This is a genomic window from Flavimobilis marinus (genome assembly GCF_900113055.1).
GTDB classification, from domain to species: Bacteria; Actinomycetota; Actinomycetes; order Actinomycetales; family Cellulomonadaceae; genus Flavimobilis; species Flavimobilis marinus.
The window spans coordinates 20398-37996 of sequence record NZ_FONZ01000003.1; the positions used below are offsets into that span (position 1 = coordinate 20398).

Below are 17599 nucleotides of genomic sequence, written 5' to 3' on the forward strand. Positions count from 1 at the left end.
CCTACTCCGTGGGTCGCAGCGTCAGCGTGTCCTTCGCGGCGGCGTCGACCGCGGCGCGCGTGAACGCCCAGGGGTAGTTCTCGCCGTCGGCCCACGTACCCAGCTGGTCCGCGTAGTGCGGGTGTCCCGGGTGCCCGGACGTGCCGGAGACGACGACCCAGCGGGACGCGTCGAGGTCCGCGAGGTCCACCATCATGCGCATCGACGGGCCCGCGGTGACGGCGAACGACCGGGACTGGTTGGTCGCGTCCCAGGTGCTCGCGTCCCAGGCGGTCGCGTTGACGATCGACGAGCCACCCGGCATCCCGACGGGCCGCGGGTTCACCAGGGCGCGCACGGGCGCAGGGATGGAGTCGCCGCCGAGCACCGGGTGCTCGAGCTCGAGGCGGTGCAGGCGGCCCCACTCCCAGTGGGCGGGGTCCTTGCCGAGGGTCCGGGTCAGGTCGAGGCGGGCGTCGACGAGGGCGCGCCCGAGGATCTCGTCGCGGGTCTCGACGACGTTGACGGTCGTGCGGTCGTCCCACCACGGGGACGTGGGGTCGTCGAGCAGGGCGGCGACGACGGTCAGCCACGTGCTGCCGCCGTCCGGCCAGACGAGCTCGGGCAGGTCGTCCCAGAAGGTGGCCTGCAGGAGGTTGCCCCAGACGGCGTTGAAGTACGCGGCGCCGGCGGAGTCCCTGCCGGTGGTCTCGTCCCAGGTGCGCAGGAGCTCCTGGCCCTCCGCGGCGAACTCGTCGTCGAGGTCCTGGTCGAGGAGCGCGGGCAGGAGGAGGTCCGCGTAGGGGCTCCAGTCGTCGGCCTGCATGGCGGCCATCGAGTCGACCGTCAGCGGGGTGCCCGCGGCGATCTGGCCCTCGAGCAGGGCCCGGATGCGCTGCGAGCGGTACCCGTAGTCCCAGTCGGTGGTGAGGAAGGGCTCCTCGCCGGCCTCGAGGACGGCCTGGTTCGCGGCGACGATAAAGCCCTCGGGCGGGTTGAGCGCGGCGGGCATGTCCGCCGGCTCGACGAACCCCTGCCAGTCGTAGGCGGAGTCCCAGCCCGGGCGGGGCCACGAGCCGTCGGACGGGACCGGGCCGTCGACGTCCCCGCGCACGGGGATCTTGCCCGGCGCCTGGTAGCCGATGTCGCCCGACGTCGTCGCGAAGACGATGTTCTGCGACGGCACCTCGAACAGCGCGGCGGCCGCGGCGACGTCGGCGGCGTTCGCCGCGCGGTTGAGCGCGAAGACGGCGTCGGCGGTGCGGCCCGGCGTGAGGGCGGTCCAGGACAGCGCGACACCGTAGCCGGTGCCCCGCGGGGCGTCCTCGGTGGGGGTGCGCAGGGCCGCGACGGTCTCGCCGAGCTCGGAGGAGACGAGGGGGCCGTGGACGGTCTCGCGGATCTCGACGGTGAGGTCCTGGCCGCCGTTGATCCGCACGACCTCGGAACGCACCGTGATGGGCAGCCACTCGCCGTCGTAGAGGTACTGGTCCTCGCGGATCGCCTCGACGAAGAAGTCGGTGACGTCGGCGCCAAGGTTCGTCAGGCCCCAGGCGAGGTCGGCGTTGTGGCCGATCACCACGCCGGGGAAGCCAGAGAACGAGAAGCCGGAGACGTCGAACTGGCACTCGGTGGTGATCTCCGTGCAGTGCAGCCCGACCTGCGACCAGATGCTCGGGGCGGACAGCGCCAGGTGCGGGTCGTTGGCGAGCATCGGCTTGCCGGTCGCCGTGTGCGCGCCGGAGACGACCCACGAGTTGGAGCCGGTGCCCTCGCCCTGCGCGACCGTGTGGGGGACGGCGTCGAGCACGCGGTGCGCGGCCGAGATCGCGGCCGCGGCCGCGGGGGCGTCGACGGAGGGGCCGTCCGCGGGGACGACCGGGCCGGGCGGGGTGAGCGCGTCGGGCGACGCGAGCCCGCCACGCGAGGTGGCCGGTTCCGGGAGCGGGCCGCCCGCGGAGAAGCCGCCGCCGACGCTCGTGCCGGCAGTCGCGCCGCCGTCGAGCGCAGCACTGTCGAGGATGGGGGCGTTGCCCGCGTCTGCGTAGGGCGGGAAGAGCTCCTCGACCTTGGCGACGTCACCGACCGTGGAGTAGACCAGGGCGCGGTCGAGCTCGTCGTCGTAGTTGCCGCGCAAGTCCCAGGCCATGGCCTTGAGCCACGCGAGCGAGTCGATCGGGTCCCACGGCTCGGGGTCTGCGACGTCCACCTGGACGCCGAGCACCGTGTACTCGAGACCGAGGTCGCTCGTGCTGCGCGACTCGAGGTAGGCGTTGACGCCCTGCGCGTACGCGGTGAGGTGGTCGCGGGACTCCTGGGTGATCAGGTCCCACTCCTGCTCGGCGACCTTGCGCCAGCCGAACGTGCGGATCACGCGGTCCGCGGAGATGGCGTCGGGATTGTTGCCGACGAGCTCGGAGAGCCGCCCGGCGGTGACGTGCCGGCGGTAGTCCATCTCGAAGAACCGGTCCTGGGCGTGCACGTAGCCTTGCGCGCGGAACAGGTCCGCGGACGTCTGGGCGTAGATGTGCGGGACGCCCTGGGCGTCGCGCTGCACGCTGACCTCGGCGCGCAGCCCGGGGAGGCCGACCTCGCCGTCGGCCTGCGGGAACGGCTTGCGGACGATCATCACGCCCGCCACGGTCACGCCGACGACGACCAGCACCAGGAGACTGGCGAGGGCGATGAGGGATCGGCGGAGCACGGTGCGGCGTCTGGACACAGGTCGAGGGTAGCCGGTGGTCCCTGGCGCGGGGCACTGATGCGGGTTGCGTATGATTAGCACTCGGAATTGCCGAGTGCTAGACCACGCGACGCGACCCGCAGCGTGAGCCAAGGAGAACCACCATGCCCACCTATGCCTACACGTGCACGGAGTGCGACCACGCCTTCGACATCCGCCAGGCGTTCTCGGACGACGCGCTGACGACGTGCCCGCAGTGCCAGGGGCGCCTGCGCAAGGTCTTCTCGAGCGTCGGCGTGACCTTCAAGGGGTCCGGTTTCTACCGCACGGACTCGCGGTCCAAGACGACCTCGACGACCGGGTCCAGCAAGTCCGGCGGTTCGACGACGTCGGGCGGGTCCTCGAGCGACTCCTCAAGCTCGTCCTCCTCCAGCGGCGCGGGCGGCTCGACCTCCGGCTCGTCCTCGTCGTCGGGGTCGGGCTCGTCGTCCTCGGGCTCGTCGTCCGGCTCGTCCTCCTCGGGGTCCTCGTCTGGGTCTTCCTCCTCCGGGTCCTCGTCGTCTGGCGGCGGCAGCGCCGCGTAGCGCTCGTCGCCTGATCTCCCCTCGTGCGCCCTCCCCAGGGCGCGCTGCTCGACGGTCCGTCCACAGGTCGCGCGTCGACGCCGGTCGCGGTCCGTGGCCTTACCTACGGTCGCCCCATGCCGACCGCTGCCCACCCTGACCGCCGCACCGTCCCTCGCGCCGCGCTGCGGGCGCGCGTGCGCTGGTGGGCGTGGCGGTCCCGGCACGTGCTGGCGGCCGCGTGCCTCGGTCTTGCGGCAGCGGTCGTGGTGGGCGAGCTGCGCCCCGCTCCCCCGCCGCAGCGCCGCGTGGTCGTGGTGTCCGACGACGTCGCTGCCGGGGTGCCGCTCGAGGGGCACCTCTCCCTGACGGAGGTTGCCGCGGACGCCGTGCCCGACGGCGCGCTCACGGACCTCGAGTCCGCCGACGGGCCCGCGTCCATCGCGCTGCCCGCAGGCACGGTGCTGGTGCCCGGGATGGTGGCGACCTCCGACGCCGCCCGGGCCGCACCCCCGGGGACGGTCCTCACCCCCGTCCGCCTCGCCGACGACGCCGTGCTCGGGCTGCTCGGCCCCGGCCAGCGCGTCGACCTCGTCCTCGTGCCCGAGCCGTGGGCCGACGGCGGCCCTCCCGACCCCGAGGGCGACGCCGTCGTGCTCGCGCGCGACGCTTTGGTGCTGCCGTGGACGTCGCCCGAGGCGATGGTCGACGGCGGGCTGCTCGGCGGCTCCGCGGAGCCCGCGGCGCCAGTGATCCTCGTGGCGGTGTCCCCCGCCGAGGCGCGCGCGATCACGTCGGTCGCGAGATCCGGGTACGTCGGAGCGATCCTGAAGCCCGCAACCGTGGAATGATCCCTATCGACCGAACTTCACCACCGGGCGAACAGGACATGATCACGATGAAAGACATCCTCCAGGGCTTCAAGAACTTCATCATGCGCGGCAACGTCATCGAGCTGGCTGTGGCGTTCGTCATTGGCGCTGCCTTCGCTGAGGTCGTCAAGGCGATCGTCGAAGGGCTGCTGACGCCGCTCATCGCCGCACTGTTCGGGGAGGTCAGCCTCGGCGGCGTCCTCCAGTTCACGATCAACAACGCCGACTTCTACCCCGGCGTGGTGCTGAACGCGCTCATCACGTTCCTGTTCACCGCCGCCGCCATCTACTTCTTCGTGGTGCTGCCGATCAACAAGCTCGCCGAGCGCCGCAACCGCGGCAAGGTCGAGGAGCCCGCGGCCACGGCCGAGGACGTCCTGCTGCTCCAGGAGATCCGCGACCTGCTGAAGAACCGCCCCACCGTCTGATCCGTCGTCAGTACGGGCCCTTCCGCACCCGCGGTGGGGCCCGTACTGTCGTCTGGGGCGCCGGGGGGCGCGACCGCCGACGTCGGAGGCACGCGTGACACCTGCAGCGAACGACGTCTGGCCGATCGTGCACGCCGAGCGCCGCCGGCTCGTCGCAGATCTGCTCGACCTGCCGATCGCGCAGTGGCGCACGCCGTCGCTGTGCCCAGGTTGGGACGTGCACGACGTGCTCGCGCACGTGGTCGACACCGCCCGCACCGGCCGGCTGATGTTCGTCCGCGAGCTGCTGCGGGCGCGCTTCAACTTCGACCGCGCCAACGACACCGGGGTCGCACGCGAGAAGCGCACCGACCCCCAGGACACCGTGCGCACGCTCGACGCCGTCGTCTCCCTCACGCGAACGCCGCCCGCCAACCTGGCGACGCGGCTGGTCGAGGCGTTCGTGCACGGCGAGGACATCCGCCGGCCGCTCGGCGTGGCCGGCACCTACCCGGCGGGGGCGGTCGCCGACGCGCTCGCCTATCAGCTGCGCACGCCGGTCTCGTTCGGCGGCGGGCGGGAGCGAGCGGCGGGGCTGCGCATGGTGGACTCGAGCACGGGTCAGGCGTGGGGCGAGGCGGGCGCCGACGTCGTCGAGGGCGCCGGGATCGACCTGCTGCTCGCGGTGTCCGGACGGCCCGTGCCGACCGAACGGCTCACCGGCCGCGGCGCTGCGCGCCTGCTCGACGCCACCGGGTAGGTCCGCGGCCCCAAAGCACAGGCTCGGCTCAGGAACCCTTGGTCCCCCAGTGCGGCGGGACGTCGCGGAGGAACTCGGCGTCGCGGGAGCTGTCCGGCGCCTCGGACCAGCCGTCGCCGCGCTCGTCGGCGCTCAGCCCGCTCACGCTCGCCTGCTCCGGACCGGGCCGCACCACGCGCCGGTGCTTCCGCCGGGGTGCCGCGCTCTCCTCGGGCGAGGCTCCCTCCTCGGGCGAGCGTCCGTCGTCGGGCTCGGTCACAGGCCGAGGACGCGGCGGACGGCCGCGCGCACCGCGGTGTCGACGCGGGTGCTGCGGCGCACGACGCCCAGCTCCGCGCGCAGGGCGCCGGCGAGCTGCTCGGCGTCGCGCTCGATGCCGTCGGAGCGGATCCACGCGGCGAGCTCGTCGAGCTCGTTGTCGCCGTAGGCGCTAATCGGGAGGCCGGGCTCGATCGCCGGGCGCGCGGGGCGCGACGCAGCGACCTCGGCGTCGACGGCGGCCACGACCGGCGAGGCGTACCGCGGCAGCCCGTCCGGCCCGACGACCGGGTGCTCGCCGGAGTCCTCCATCGCGTCGAACGGCACGACCGCGGGGGCGGTGCGCTCCTCGGCGCGGATGCGCTCGGCGAGGTCGAGGACGACCTGCCGCACGCGGTTGGCTTCCTTGACGGGGTCGAGGAACGCGGCGGCGGACCACACCTGCACGACCGTCCACCCGAGAGACTCGAGGCGCTCGGCGTGCTGGCGGTCGCGCACGCGCACGGACTTCTCGGCGATGTACGCGTCGTCGTCGGTCAGGACGGCCACGAGCATGCGGTCCGGCAGGTCGGGGTGGCCGACGACGAGCGGGATGCGGTCGCCGCCGGTGATGCCGTAGTCGGTCTCGACGAGCAGGCCCGCGGCCCAGAGACGCTCGGCGAGGTCGATGACAAGGCGGTCGGGGTTGAGCTCGGTCTCGATGCCCTCGTACTGGCCGACCGGGCCCTCGGCGGCGCGGCGCTCGGCGAACTCGAGGAGGTCGGCGAGCAGCTGGGGGCCCGGCGCCCGCAGGCGCTCGGGGTCGAGGTCCTCGGCGGTGAAGCAGGACACGACGGTCAGGCGGGCGCGGGAGACGCCGAGGGCGTCGAGCAGCAGGGCCTGGCCGGAGTCCTCGCCGACGACGCCGAACCGGTGCAGCACGCGCCCGTGCGGGGTGCGGCCGAACCCGAGGGACAGGATGACTGCCTCGCGGCTGAGGCCCGCGACCGCGCCGAGGTCCGCGATGACGACGGGCTCGTGGCGGGCGGGGTCGAAGAACCGGGCCAGGGCCGGGTTGTGCCGGACCTCGCTGAGCAGGGCCTCGCGGATGCGGTCGGCGTGCACGCCGGACAGCGCGATGATCGCGAGCGACTCCTCGGGGCGCGTGAGGGCGTGGTGGATGGCGAGGTCGACGACGCGCTCGACCTCGGCCTGCGTCGTCAGGACCGTGCCCGTGGTCTGGTCGGGCATGCCGGTGCCGTGCACGGTCTCGAAGCCGATCAGCTCGCGGGAGCGCGGGAGCGGCGTCGGGCGCAGGACGTCCTGGTAGCCGTGGCGGACGAGGAAGTCAACGAACTGCTGGTCACGAGAGCTGACCTGGGCGCGGAGGGCGACCGTGGGCAGCACGCGGCTGAGCTCGCGCACCGCGTCACCCGAGGCGCAGCGGGCGTCGCCGATGACGACGACCTGGCGGCCGCGGGCGATCGCGGGCACGAGCACGTCGAGGGACAGGTGCTGCACCGAGTCGAGGACGACGACGTCGACCGTGCGGCTCGCGGGCAGCAGGTGCGGCACGAGCGTCGGGGTCGCGATCACGGCGGGGCGCAGGCGGCGCGCGATGGCCGGGTAGGCGTCGATCGTCTCGCGCAGCGACGTGAAGTGGCCCTCGATGAGGGTCGCGAACAGCGTCTCGGTGTCGTCGGGGTAGGCGCGCATGGCGCGGGTGAGGAAGCCGATCGCTGAGGCCAGCGCAGGGCCGCCGAGGGAGCGCACGTGCTCGGTGTCGAGCTCGCGGAACTTCGCGGCGAGGTTCTCGAGGCTCGCGCCGTCGTACGTGGCGAGCGCGGGGTCCTGGCCGAGGATCTGCTCGAACACCGACGACCACCAGGCGAGGTCGAGCTCGGCGCCCACGAGGCCGGTGTCGACGCGGCGGTGGGCGAGGTCGTCGAGGAGCTCGGCGAGGCCTTGGGTGCGGAGGTCGGCGAGCAGCGCGGTGCGCTCGGGCAGGGTGTCGAGGGCCTCGCGGTCGTCGGTGAGGCGCTCGAGGCGCGCCTGGAGGTCGTCGAGGTTCGCGTCGAGGAGGTCCCCGCCGTCGGGCGTCGTGGCCAGGACGGGGGCGAGCTTGTCGAGGTTCGCGACGACGTCGGCGTAGGTGCCCTCGATGGCGGCGAGGCCCTCGGGCAGGCGGGGCCAGCCGCCGCCGGGGCAGTGCTGGGTCCACACCTGGCGCTGGGCCTGGACCTCGACGAGCGCGGCGTGCAGGTCCGGGACGCGGGAGCCGGGGCGGAGCATGTCCTTGGCCTGCTTGGCCAGGCGGCGGCGCTGCATGCGGCCCATGGTGGGGGCGTGCAGGGCGCGGTACTGGCGGGTGCCGGTCGCGGCGACGAGGTCGGCGGCGGTGCGCTCGAAGATCATCGGCTGGAAGACGTCGAGGGTGCCGCGCATGCCGGCGAGCATCTGGAGCTCCTTGCCCCAGGTGCGCAGGTTCGCGGGCTCCGTCAGGCCGGTGTCGGCGCACACGCGCTGCACCTGCTCGCGCAGGCGCGGCAACAGGTCGCCGGACAGGCGTTCGGTGCGGCCGTGGGCGTCGCGGGCGGCGTCGGCGGTGACGAGGCTCGCGTTGAACCAGGGGGTCGCGGTGGCCCGGAGGCTGAAGGCGCCGAGCGCGGCGGCGCGGGTCATGCAGTCGGCGGCCTCCGCACGGGCGTCGGCGTCGAGGCGCGCGGTGACCTGCGCGGGCAGGCGGACCTCGGTGGCGGGGCTCGGGCGCTCGGCGGTCAGGCGCGCGAGGGCCTGGAGGGCGTCGTAGGCGGACACACCCCACGGGTCGCGCACCAGGTGCAGGGCGTCGATGTAGCCGGCGAGGCGGCGGCGGGTGTCGATGAGGTCGGCGCGGACGCGGCCGATCCGGGCGCGGTCGACGTGCGGGGCCTCGAGCGTCATGGCGGCCAGGAGGCGCCCCGACACGCTCGCGCGCCAGGTGGGCTCGGGCTCGATGTCGAGGAGCAGCTCGCCCATGCCGAGCTCGTCCATGCGGGCGATGACCTGCTCGGCCGCGCGGCGGTGTCCCGGGACGTAGAGCACGGTGCGCCCGGACGCGGCGGCGTCGGCGACGAGCGCGGAGACGGTGCCCGCGACGTCGGACCCGGCGGGGGCGTCGACGAACACGTGGGCGCCGGACGCGACGGCGTCGAGCAGGTGCCGGGCGGACGGGTCGAGGTCGCCGACGCCGCGCTCGTCCGAGGGGTCCTCGTCGCCCAGGCGCAGGGGCGGGAGCTCGGAGACGGGGTCGGTGGCGTCGGGGTTGGCGAGGGCGGCGACGAGCTCGTTGTGCTCGAGGCCGGCGAGCTCGTCGAGGTCGTCGACGAGGGCCTGGCCGGGGTGGACGAAGGTGCCGACGACGAGCTTCTCGACGAGCTCGAAGTCCGCGAGGACGGCCGTGCCCAGGGCGTGCACGCGCTCGGTGACGGCGCGGGGGTCGAAGCCGCCGGAGTCGAACGCGCTCTTGGCCAGGGCGACGGGGTCGAGCAGTGCGCCGCGGGAGCGCAGGGCGCGGGACAGGACGGGGTTGAGCTCGGCGGTGGTCTCGAGGGTGAGCTCGTAGTCGCTCTCCCCGCTCCCCCGCGGCTGCAGGCGGATGGGCCGCAGCAGGACCGGCGCGCGGACGGTGCGGCGCTCGCGCGGGGCGGGGGCGTCGTCGTCGTATGGCTGGTCGGCGGGGGCGGCGCCGGTGACGCGGGCCAGCGCCGCGAGGTCACCCGAGCCCTCGGAGGTGACGGCGTCCTCGGTCCAGGTGGCGATGCCGATCGCGAGGTAGGTGGGGGCGATGCCAAAGCGCTCGGCGTGCTCCTTGGCGCGGATGCCGACGGCGCGGGCGCGGCGGCGCGCGGTGGGCAGGGAGGAGCCCTCGCGGAAGAGGTTGGCGAGCTGGGTGGGGCGGCCGGCGAAGAGCTGGGCGACGCCCGAGGGGTGGGCGGCCGAGAGGTCGAGGACGGCGTCGCCGAGCAGGGTGACGTCGGCCAGGGAGGAGCCTCCGGCGCGGGCCGCGAGGGCGGCACGCCAGGAGCCGACGGCGCGGGCGACCAGCTGGGCGGTGGTCAGCGGCTCGACGATCGTCGGCGGGGTGGTCCCGCCCGTGGGGTGGTCCGCGTCCGGGTGGGGGGTGGGGGCTGCGGCGTTCACCCTAGAACGCTAACTGGAACGTTCCGACGATGCGCCTGCGGCGCGCCGAAGCCGCAGAGTTCTGCGGCTTGTGCTGCTCTCATACAGGCCGGGTGGGGCCGTGCTCGCGGTGTGGTCACGCGGGGCCTCGACGGGCTTCGGTCCTCGTGGAGGGCGGCGCCGGAGGCGGAGAATGAAGGACGACGCGCACCGCGCAGGGGGCAGGCGGTACGCGCCGTCGTGGATTAGTTTGCATGTTCAACTAACGGGTGTCAACGCGCTGAACGGAGGGTTGCGCGATAACGATCGTGGCGGGTCGGCACTCGTGACACCGGGGCTGGTCAGGGGGTTGCGGGGCCGCAGGTTTGGGCCGGTGGCGGGTTTGCTGGTCGGGGCGCTTTTCACCCGGTTGGGGCCACACCGGCACGGGTTCGCGGGGGCGTTGGGGTCCGCCCGTGCGGACAGGTAGGCTCGTCCCGCCTGATCGCGCCCGCACACGTCCCCCGCGGGAGCCCGCGACGCAGGCCACGCGTCTGTAGCTCAGGGGATAGAGCACCGCTCTCCTAAAGCGGGTGTCGGCAGTTCGAATCTGCCCAGGCGCACAGTGCGTTTTTGCAGGTCAGCGGCCATGGCGCCGCCGCAGGCGTCGTCGTCGCCGGGACCAACGACATCGCCCGGAGCCTGCTCGAGACCGGTGGCTCCAGACCCCGACCACACCCTCGTTCGCGATGAACGCGCAACCTCTGGCGCGCGCTCTGCTGACGGCATCGAGGGGACCCCCTGACGCAGATCCCCTCGATGCCAACGCCGGTCGCAGGTCGCCGCTCGTCCGCAGCGGGCGGGCGACGCTCTCTCAGCGAACCGGGCGCCCTGCCGTCACGGAAGCAGCGCCGGCTCCGCCAGCCGTGCGAGCTCCAGCGCCTGCTCGACGAACCAACCGCCCGCGACGGGGTCCACCATGCCGCGCACCACGTCGAACCCCGGCTCCGGCAGGTCGGCCGCCGCGATGCCGCGTGTGCACCGTCCGTCCGACTGGCCCGGCACCTTGATCCACAGGAACGCATCCACGAGCGGGTGGCCGGTGTCCGTGCTTGGACGCTGGCCCAGGCCCGCCTGCGGCGGGTTGCACCAGATCTCCGGGTCGGCGGTGGTGTAGCCGTACTCGGCCGTAAAGGCCGCGGCGTCGTCGTCGGTGGCCGGGTCGCCCAGCACCCACGGCCCCTGCCCGTTGCGGCTCGTGTCGAGGACGAAGTGAGTCATCTGGTTCTTGCGCACCCGCATCGCATCGAGCTCCTCCTCAGGAGGGCACGGCGTCCCCACCTGCGGGGCGTACCCGGCCTCGATGTCCGGAACCGGCTGGTTCCGCACCGCGTAGAGGCACTTCGACACCCGCTCGCCGTAGGCGATGAGCTCCTCGGTGGCGCGGTAGTTCGACGTGTTGAGCGCGAAGCCCGTCGCCTGGTCGATCCCCGCCATCCTCAGCCGGTTGACGATCCCGTACTGCAGGTTCGGGTCGCCGTAGAACGCGTCGTAGTCATCCAGCCCCTGCCAGGCAGAGTTGCCGGCGTCGATGTACGTCGCCGTCTGCGGCTGCGCACCCAGCGTCGTCACCGCGTACCGGATCTCACGGAATCGCTGCTGCACGAACTCCGGGTCCTCCGGCGTCCCGGTGGAGCCGCCGGAGCCCTGGCCGCACCAGGGCTCGCTGGACAGGAGCGCGACGCCGTCCGGCTCGATGATGACGACGGCCTTCGTGCTGCCGAGCTCGTCCGCGATCGCGTCGACGAACGCCCTGTACTCAGCCTCCGACGTGGCGCCGCCAGAGCTGTACTGCGAGCAGTCCCGACCCGGCACGTAGTACAGCGAGAACACCGGCACTTGGTGCTGCGCCTTCGCCGCCGCCACCGTCTCGCTCACCGTGGCGCCGATCTCCTCCGGCGTGCCGCCCGTCAGCCACACCGTCTCCTGCTGCGCGGCCAGCTCACGCATCAGCGCGGCCTCCTCGACCAGGCCCGCCGCCTCGAACGCGTCCGCCTGGACGCTGGCATCGTTGCCCTCAGGCACGTAGAACTCCGTGCCGCCGTTCAGCACGCTCTTGCCGTGCGCCGGACCTCGGTTGCTGCTGTCCTTCTCCGCCGTTGCACCGGTCGCGCCGCCGGCAATCCCCACGAGCAGCATCGTCGCGGTCACCGCGACGGCCGCACCTCGTCCCCTCCGCCTCATTGCAGAGCCCTCCTGTCGGTCGTTCCTGATCGGCCAGCGAACAGCAGGCCGGCTTTTCGAGCTCCGTGATGGAGCGCACCACGGCCCTTGCGTCCGCTCGGACGCCGCTTGCGGGAGCGCTCCCACGCGACGACTGACGAGACTCTACGCTTTTGGCTCGAAGGGGTCCAAATGCGGCGCGGCCGATGATGGCCTGCAGGAGAGGAGCGCAAGGCTTCGTCCCAGCGAAGGTGTCCCGCCTGGTCGGGGCCACTACCCGTCGCGTGACGCGCAACCAGCGCTCGTTCGAAGACGCTCGGACAGTGCGAGCACTTCGTCGCGCAGCGCGTCGGGACTGATCACCTCGAAGTCCCAACCGAGACCGGCGAGCATGCGGGCCATGCCGTCGAGGCGCTCCGCGCGGGTCTCGAGCAGAGCGCCGTCGGCGTGTTCACTGAGCCTTCCCACGCTCTTGGGCAGCCGGTCCGCGGCCTCCTCAAGGGTGGCGTGCAGGACGACGGTGACCTCGTGCGCCCACGGGATCGCCGCGATGCCAGACACGACCTGCGTCGTCGCGTCGAAGTCCGCGGGCACGTCGAACGTGCCCGCGCTCGGACTAGCCGAGGCGATGCGGTCGAGGCGAAAGGTCCGCACGTCGTTGCGCCCGTGGTCGAAGCCGGTGGCATACCACCGGCCGGAGTGGAAGACCAGGCCGTAGACGTCGAGCTCCCGCTGCGACTCCGTCCCGTCCCACGCCGTGTAATCGATCTGGACGGTGCGCCGCTCCTCCGCGGCCGCGGCCAACCCCAGCAGAATCTTGGCACCCACCGGAGCAGCGGCGCCCATCGCCGTCGTGAACTGGGCCGTCGACATCAGGCTGTCGAGCCGTTTGCTCAACGCCCGCGGCAGCACACGCGACACCTTGGCCAGCGCGCTCACCGCCGCCGTGTGGTCCGTCGTCGCGAGCCCCGCACGTTCCGCAGCCCGCAAGCCCAGGACGACAGCGACGGCCTCGTCGTCGGTGAGCATCAGGGGCGGCAGCTTGTAGCCAGGAGCGAGCCGGTAGCCGCCGTACCGGCCTCGCTGCGCCTGGACGGGGATACCGAGATCTGCGAGGTGCTCGGCATACCGCCGGACCGTGCGCTCGTCGACCCCGAGCCGGACAGCGAGATCACCGACCGTGCGCTGTCCGCCAGCCTGGAGCAGCTCCAGCATGGCGAGCACTCGAGCAGTCGGGCGGGTCATGAGGCCTCCACGGCGCGACTAGGAACTCGCAACAGAATCGGTTACGCATACCGGGCGGAGTCTGCCCGCAATCGAGCCTAGCGTTCCCACCATGAACACCACCACCTACGTCCTCGTCCCCGGCTTCTGGCTCGGCGCCTCGGTCTGGAGCCCCGTGGCCGACCCGCTGCGCGAGCAGGGCCACGTCGTGCACGCCGTCGACCTCACCGGCATGGGGGAACGCGCCCACCTCGCCTCACCCGACACCAACCTGACCACCCACATCGACGACGTCGTCCGCCTGCTCGAGACCCAGGACCTGCACGACGTCGTGCTCGTCGGCCACAGCTACGGCGCCCTCGTGACGACCGGCGCAGCCGACCGCGTCCCCGAGCGCGTCGCCCGCCTCGTCTACGTCGACACCGGTCCCCTGCCCGACGGCATGTCCCAGGCCGACTTCGAAGGACCCGACGCCCGCGCAGCAAACGACGAGCTGGTCCGCACCCACGGCGAGGGCTGGAAGCTCCCGCCGCCGCCCTGGGCCGCGCTCGCCGCCGACGTCCCCGAGGTCGACGACGCCGCCGTCGCCGCGCTGGTCGAAGGCTCCCAGCCGCAGCCCTGGCGCACAGCGACCCAGCCGGTCGCGCTCACCGGCGCCTGGGAGCGGCTGCCGCGGACCGGCGTGCTGTGCAGCTTCAGCCTCGAGCAGCTGCACCAGATGGCGCCGCACTCCCCCGCGTTCGCGCACATGGTCGACGGCGACTGGACCTACGTCGAGCTGCCGACGTGGCACTGGCCGATGGTCAGCCAGCCGGTGCGGCTCGCCGAGGTGCTGGGGTCGGTCGGCTCCTGAGACCCGCGGCTGTCCCCCGCCCGGGGGACAGCCGATTGCCCACCCCGCGGTGACGACTCACGATCGCCAGATTCCTAGGGTTTGGAACAGCCGCAGCAACCCTGCCGCGGACCCTCGGAAGGACCTCCTCGTGCGCCTCGTCAAGCAGCTCGGAGCAGTACTCGTCGTCGCCGTCCCAGGCAGCATCGCTGTCCAGGCCCTCCACGCGTGGGGACACAGCTTCGGTCTCACGCTCGTCGTCGGCGTCGCCATCGCCGCCCTCATGGTGGGCATGTACCGGTGGGTCGTGCGCCGCACCGAGCACCGGAGCCCCGCGGAGGTCGCACGCGCCGGTGCCAGCCCCGCCCTCGCCCGCGGGGTCACCGTCGGGATGCTGATCTTCACCGCCGTCATCGGGATCATCGCCGTCCTCGGCGGCTACCGCGTCGACGGCTGGGGTTCGCCGGCCGCCGCGGTCGGGTTCCTCGGCCTCACGGCGGTCGTCGTCGCCTCCGAGGAGCTGATCTTCCGCGGCATCGTGCAGCGGCTGCTCGAGGAGCGCGTGGGCACCTGGATCGCTCTCGTCGTGACGGCGGCCCTGTTCGGGGCCGTGCACCTGGTCAACCCGCACGCCACGCTCTGGGGCGCTTTCGCCGTCGCGATCGAGGCGGGCGGGATGCTCGGCGCCGCCTACGTCGCCACCCGATCCCTGTGGCAGCCCATGGGCCTGCACTTCGGGTGGAACTTCGCCGTCGGCGGCGTCTTCGGCACTGAGGTCTCCGGTAACGAGGCCTCGAAGGGCCTGCTCGACGGCGCGACGTCCGGCTCCACGCTCCTCACCGGCGGCGCGTTCGGGCCCGAGGGCAGCATCGTCGCGGTCCTCGCCTGCTCGATCATCACCGTGGCCCTCCTGCGGCTCGCCCACCAGCGCGGACACATCGTCCGACGTCGCGACGTCCGGCCCGCGACCACGCCGACCTCCGCGGCGCCCGCCACGGCTACGGTGTGAGCGTGATCGACCTGCGAGTGGCCGCCGCAGCGTGGCGGCGCTCCCACGTCGTGGTCCGCGACCTGCCGCTCGCGCTGCTCATCGCCGGGGCACCCTGGATCGGGCCGCTGCAGGAGCAGGGCACCCGCCTCGGTGACGCGCCCCAGCGGCCGCTCGATGCGCTGGCGCTCGTCCCGATCGCGCTCCAGGCTCTCCCGCTCGCGGCGCGGCGTCGGTGGCCCGCGATCAGCCTCGGGCTCGTCGCGATCGGGTTCGCGGTCGACCAGCTCACCGGCTACGTCACCGCCGCCGGCATCGCGCTGCCCATCGCCCTCGTGAGCGCCGGCGCGCACCTGGCCCACCACCGGCGCGCCGTCGTCGTCGGCCTCTCCGCCGGCTACGTCGCGCTGGCGTTGGCGCTCGAACGGGACGGCTCCGGGGAGGACGCGGGCGGCGTCGTCGCCTTCTACCTGGTGCTCGCCGCCGCGTGGTGCGTCGGCGTGTGGCTGCGCCGCACCCGCGCCGCCGAGGCCGAGCGCCGCCGCCAGGTCGCCGTGACCACGCGCCTGACCGAGCGCACGCGCATCGCCCGCGACCTGCACGACGTCGTCACGCACCACGTCACGGCGATGGTGGTCCAGGCCGAGGCCGCGCGATACCTGACCTCGAAGCCGGACCGTCTCGACGAGTCCCTCACGGCCGTCGCCGACACCGGGCGGCGCGCGATCTCCGACCTGCGCCAGGTGCTCGACCTCCTCGACCCCGCCGCCGACGCGCACGACGGGGCCCGCGAGGGCGCTGCGCTGCGCGAGCTCGTCGAGGGCACCCGGTTGGCCGGGCAGCCGGTCGAGTACGTCGAGGAGGGCGACCCGCACCGGGCCTCCGACGACGTCGCGACTGCCGCCTACCGCGTCGTCCAGGAGGGACTGACCAACGCGCTCAAGCACGCCCCCGGGCAGCGGACCACCGTGCACGTGCGGTACGGGCGGGACACCGTCACCGTGGAGGTCGCTACCCAGGGCGACGGCCCGAGCGCTGCCCACGCGACGCCGTCGGCGCCTGGCGGCGGACGGGGCCTCACCGGACTGAAGGAGCGGGTCGTGGCTCTGGGTGGAGAGCTGAGCGCGGGGCGGGAGGACGGCGGGGCGTTCGTCGTCCGCGCCCGCATCCCCTGGGGCGGAGCCTCGTGACCGCGCCGATCCGGGTGCTCGTGGCCGACGACCAGCCGCTCATCCGCGCGGGCTTCGCGACCATCATCGACGCCCAGCCTGACCTCGAGGTCGTCGCGGAGTGCAGCGACGGGCGCGCCGCCGTGGACCTCGCGCGCCGGCACAGGCCCGACGTCGTCGTCATGGACGTGCGGATGCCGGTGCTCGACGGCATCGAAGCCACCCGGCTGCTCGCCGGCGCCGGCGTCGCAGAACCCGTCAACGTGCTCGTGGTGACGACCTTCAACCTCGACGCCTACGTCTACGAGGCGCTGCGCGCCGGGGCCAGCGGGTTCATGCTCAAGGACGCCCCGCCCGCGCAGCTGCTGGCCGGCATCCGGACGGTCGCGAGCGGCGCGGCGCTGCTCGCCCCGGAGGTGACGCGCCAGCTCGTCGGTCGGTACGCCGACCGGATCCGGCCCCCGGGTGCCAGCTCCGACGACGTGCCGCTGACGCCGCGCGAGCTCGAGGTGCTGCGCCTGATCGCGTCCGGCCTGTCGAACGCCGAGATCGCCGCCACGCTGGTGCTCAGCCAGGAGACGGTCAAGACGTACGTGTCGCGGATCCTGACCAAGCTGGACCTGCGCAACCGCGTGCAGGCCGTCGTCTACGCGTATCGGCGGGGATTGGTGACCTGACTCGTGGCGGTCGACTCAGGGCGACGCCCGGTCAGGCCGGCTTCATGGCCGCGATCTGGATCAGGTTGCCGCAGGTGTCGTCGAGCACCGCCGTGACGACCGGGCCCATGTCGGTCGGCTCCTGCGTGAAGGTCACGCCGAGCCCTTTGAGGCGCTCGACCTCGGCGAACACGTCGTCGACGGCGAACGACGTGTACGGGATGCCGTCCGCGGCGATCGCGTCCTTGAACGGGCGGGCCGCCGGATGGCCGTCCGGCTCGAGGAGCAGCTCGACGCCGTCGGGGTCGGCCGGGGAGACGACCGTGAGCCAGCGCGCCTCGCCGAGCGGCACATCGTTCTTCTTGATGAAGCCGAGCTTGTCGGTGTAGAAGGCGAGAGCCTTGGCCTGGTCGTCGACGAACACGCTCGTGACGTTGATGCGGATCATGGGTTCATTCCCGTCTGTCGAGTGGCCACCGCTCGGCGATCGCGCGCAGGGGCGCGGTGTCGAGGTGGTGGTACTTGTACCGGCCCTGGCGCCGGGTGTGCACCAGGCCAGCCCCTTCCAGCACCGCCAGGTGCTGCGAGATGGCCTGCCGCGTCGAGGCGACGTCGTGCTTCATCGCGAGCCGGCCACAGATCTCGAAGAGCGTCTGCCCGTCCTGGGCGCTCAGCTCGTCGAGGATCACTCGTCGCGTCGCGTCTCCGAGGGCCTTGAAGAGGTCAGCGTTCGAGTCCACGCCTCCATTGACGCAAGCCTGCGCTTGCCTGTCAAGGGTCCCTCCCGGGCAGATCGGCTGGCCCGGACCTCAGAACTCATCGGTGCCGTCAGCGTGTCCGCACTCGACCGCCGCTGTGGTCACTAG

At 73.2% G+C, this 17599-nt stretch carries 15 protein-coding genes, 1 tRNA gene and 1 pseudogene; 9 read left to right on the forward strand and 8 right to left on the reverse strand.

What is annotated here, in order from left to right; genetic code table 11:
- Position 1: 1 nt before the first annotated feature.
- Positions 2 to 2701: a penicillin acylase family protein gene (locus BMZ30_RS08740; RefSeq protein ID WP_229828788.1), complete on the reverse strand. Its 2700-nt coding sequence runs from the start codon at positions 2699 to 2701 to the stop codon at positions 2 to 4.
- Positions 2702 to 2826: 125 nt separating this feature from the next.
- Between BMZ30_RS08740 and BMZ30_RS14030 the strand changes: the two are divergent.
- Positions 2827 to 2967 (forward strand): annotated as a pseudogene (locus BMZ30_RS14030) (FmdB family zinc ribbon protein); the annotation flags it as partial.
- Positions 2968 to 2981: 14 nt separating this feature from the next.
- Here the strand turns inward: BMZ30_RS14030 and BMZ30_RS14035 are convergent.
- Positions 2982 to 3380 carry a hypothetical protein gene (locus tag BMZ30_RS14035; RefSeq protein ID WP_373296874.1) on the reverse strand — a complete coding sequence of 133 codons (399 nt, stop codon included), beginning with the start codon at positions 3378 to 3380 and terminating at the stop codon, positions 2982 to 2984.
- On the opposite strand from BMZ30_RS14035, the gene BMZ30_RS08750 reads away from it, so the two are divergent.
- From BMZ30_RS08750 to BMZ30_RS08760, 3 genes are all read left to right on the forward strand, one after another.
- A complete protein-coding gene (locus BMZ30_RS08750; protein ID WP_093377546.1) occupies positions 3363 to 4076 on the forward strand; it encodes a CpaB family protein in 714 nt (237 codons plus the stop codon). The genes BMZ30_RS14035 and BMZ30_RS08750 overlap by 18 nt on opposite strands.
- A gap of 38 nt (positions 4077 to 4114) precedes the next feature.
- Positions 4115 to 4525, forward strand: a complete 411-nt coding sequence (gene mscL, locus BMZ30_RS08755) for a large conductance mechanosensitive channel protein MscL (RefSeq protein WP_229828786.1) — start codon at positions 4115 to 4117, stop codon at positions 4523 to 4525.
- Between the two features lie 94 nt (positions 4526 to 4619).
- Positions 4620 to 5264 carry a maleylpyruvate isomerase family mycothiol-dependent enzyme gene (locus tag BMZ30_RS08760; protein ID WP_093377548.1) on the forward strand — a complete coding sequence of 215 codons (645 nt, stop codon included), beginning with the start codon at positions 4620 to 4622 and terminating at the stop codon, positions 5262 to 5264.
- 28 nt (positions 5265 to 5292) lie between these two features.
- Here the strand turns inward: BMZ30_RS08760 and BMZ30_RS08765 are convergent, their stop codons facing one another.
- Both BMZ30_RS08765 and BMZ30_RS13535 read right to left on the reverse strand, forming a co-directional pair.
- A complete protein-coding gene (locus tag BMZ30_RS08765; RefSeq protein ID WP_093377551.1) occupies positions 5293 to 5523 on the reverse strand; it encodes a hypothetical protein in 231 nt (76 codons plus the stop codon).
- The gene (locus BMZ30_RS13535) at positions 5520 to 9683 is read right to left on the reverse strand and encodes a hypothetical protein (protein WP_143073159.1); all 4164 of its coding nucleotides are present in this window, start codon (positions 9681 to 9683) and stop codon (positions 5520 to 5522) included. The genes BMZ30_RS08765 and BMZ30_RS13535 overlap by 4 nt, the downstream gene beginning before the upstream one ends.
- A 508-nt stretch (positions 9684 to 10191) precedes the next feature.
- Here BMZ30_RS13535 and BMZ30_RS08775 point away from each other — a divergent pair.
- A tRNA-Arg gene (locus BMZ30_RS08775) sits at positions 10192 to 10264 on the forward strand.
- Between the two features lie 274 nt (positions 10265 to 10538).
- On the opposite strand, the gene BMZ30_RS08780 is transcribed toward BMZ30_RS08775, so the two are convergent.
- Together BMZ30_RS08780 and BMZ30_RS08785 are read right to left on the reverse strand one after the other, a co-directional pair.
- Positions 10539 to 11852: a glycoside hydrolase family 6 protein gene (locus BMZ30_RS08780; RefSeq protein WP_177191328.1), complete on the reverse strand. Its 1314-nt coding sequence runs from the start codon at positions 11850 to 11852 to the stop codon at positions 10539 to 10541.
- Between the two features lie 285 nt (positions 11853 to 12137).
- Positions 12138 to 13109, reverse strand: coding sequence for a helix-turn-helix transcriptional regulator (locus tag BMZ30_RS08785; protein ID WP_093377553.1), 972 nt, complete (start codon positions 13107 to 13109; stop codon positions 12138 to 12140).
- A 91-nt stretch (positions 13110 to 13200) separates the two neighbouring features.
- On the opposite strand from BMZ30_RS08785, the gene BMZ30_RS08790 reads away from it, so the two are divergent.
- From BMZ30_RS08790 to BMZ30_RS08805, 4 genes are all read left to right on the forward strand, one after another.
- Positions 13201 to 13941: an alpha/beta fold hydrolase gene (locus BMZ30_RS08790; RefSeq protein WP_093377556.1), complete on the forward strand. Its 741-nt coding sequence runs from the start codon at positions 13201 to 13203 to the stop codon at positions 13939 to 13941.
- A 130-nt stretch (positions 13942 to 14071) separates the two neighbouring features.
- Entirely contained in the window at positions 14072 to 14929 is an 858-nt protein-coding gene (locus tag BMZ30_RS08795) for a CPBP family intramembrane glutamic endopeptidase (RefSeq protein WP_093377558.1), read from the forward strand.
- Between the two features lie 2 nt (positions 14930 to 14931).
- The gene (locus BMZ30_RS08800) at positions 14932 to 16098 is read left to right on the forward strand and encodes a sensor histidine kinase (protein WP_093377561.1); all 1167 of its coding nucleotides are present in this window, start codon (positions 14932 to 14934) and stop codon (positions 16096 to 16098) included.
- Positions 16095 to 16754 carry a response regulator gene (locus BMZ30_RS08805; protein ID WP_093377563.1) on the forward strand — a complete coding sequence of 220 codons (660 nt, stop codon included), beginning with the start codon at positions 16095 to 16097 and terminating at the stop codon, positions 16752 to 16754. The genes BMZ30_RS08800 and BMZ30_RS08805 overlap by 4 nt, the downstream gene beginning before the upstream one ends.
- A gap of 31 nt (positions 16755 to 16785) precedes the next feature.
- Here the strand turns inward: BMZ30_RS08805 and BMZ30_RS08810 are convergent, their stop codons facing one another.
- Together BMZ30_RS08810 and BMZ30_RS08815 are read right to left on the reverse strand one after the other, a co-directional pair.
- Complete coding sequence (locus BMZ30_RS08810) at positions 16786 to 17181, reverse strand: VOC family protein (protein ID WP_093377566.1); 396 nt, start codon at positions 17179 to 17181, stop codon at positions 16786 to 16788.
- Positions 17182 to 17185: 4 nt separating this feature from the next.
- A complete protein-coding gene (locus BMZ30_RS08815) occupies positions 17186 to 17473 on the reverse strand; it encodes an ArsR/SmtB family transcription factor (protein ID WP_093377569.1) in 288 nt (95 codons plus the stop codon).
- Positions 17474 to 17599 lie beyond the last annotated feature (126 nt).

Excerpts from the sequence above, each read along its gene's own strand:
- BMZ30_RS08790 (WP_093377556.1), top strand. The coding sequence starts at position 13,201 with ATGAACACCACCACCTACGTCCTCGTCCCCGGCTTCTGGCTCGGCGCC.
- BMZ30_RS08810 (WP_093377566.1), bottom strand. The coding sequence starts at position 17,181 with ATGATCCGCATCAACGTCACGAGCGTGTTCGTCGACGACCAGGCCAAG.
- BMZ30_RS08785 (WP_093377553.1), bottom strand. The coding sequence starts at position 13,109 with ATGACCCGCCCGACTGCTCGAGTGCTCGCCATGCTGGAGCTGCTCCAG.
- mscL (WP_229828786.1), top strand. The coding sequence starts at position 4,115 with ATGATCACGATGAAAGACATCCTCCAGGGCTTCAAGAACTTCATCATG.
- BMZ30_RS08750 (WP_093377546.1), top strand. The coding sequence starts at position 3,363 with ATGCCGACCGCTGCCCACCCTGACCGCCGCACCGTCCCTCGCGCCGCG.